Here is a 228-nt window from a genome sequence, read left to right as displayed (position 1 = left end):
AAAAAGGAAATACCTTCTTCCAAGTGTGGTAGGCGTGAATCTTGAATGCCAAGAACAATTGTATTGTGATGAACCCAAGAACGCATTGTTGCAGCTGATTGACCATTTCCAATGCTTGTGCACAGTGTGTCATCCATTGCGAATGACTGCACTGCATGGAATGTTGGTCCCAAACTAGACTGATCTACAATACGCCACTCTGGCTGAGATAAAATGGAACGGGAATTG

The 228-nt window shown here is 43.4% G+C and carries 1 pseudogene; it reads right to left on the bottom strand.

Annotated elements, in window-relative coordinates:
- Positions 1-228 (bottom strand): annotated as a pseudogene (locus tag SB658_RS28335) (octanoyltransferase); the annotation flags it as partial.

Source organism: Bacillus sp. SIMBA_008 (genome assembly GCF_046535495.1).
In the GTDB taxonomy this organism is placed as follows: domain Bacteria; phylum Bacillota; class Bacilli; order Bacillales; family Bacillaceae; genus Bacillus; species Bacillus subtilis.
This window is presented reverse-complemented; position numbering and strand designations above follow the sequence as displayed.